1 protein-coding gene is annotated in these 245 nt (G+C 67.8%); it reads right to left on the reverse strand.

Annotation, left to right across the window (positions count from 1 at the left end; translation table 11 throughout):
• Window positions 1–245, reverse strand: a 245-nt coding sequence (locus tag HKX41_12885) for an SDR family NAD(P)-dependent oxidoreductase (GenBank protein NNC25030.1), incomplete at both ends; no start/stop codon positions are given.

Below are 245 nucleotides of genomic sequence, written 5' to 3' on the forward strand. Positions count from 1 at the left end.
GCTGATCTGCACGATCCGCCCCCACTTGCGCTCGCGCATGCCCTCGATCACCGGACGGGTGACGTTGAAGCAGGAGTTGAGGTTGGTGTCGATGACCTCGGTCCACTGCTGCGGGGTCATCCGGTGGAAGGTGGTGTCGCGGGTGATGCCGGCGTTGTTGACCAGGATGTCGACCGGGCCGAGCTGGCGTTCGACCTCGCGCACCAGCGCTTCGGCGTGCGCGGGCGAGGACACGTCGCCGTGGG

The organism is Salifodinibacter halophilus (assembly GCA_012999515.1).
In the GTDB taxonomy this organism is placed as follows: Bacteria; Pseudomonadota; Gammaproteobacteria; order Nevskiales; family Salinisphaeraceae; genus Salifodinibacter; species Salifodinibacter halophilus.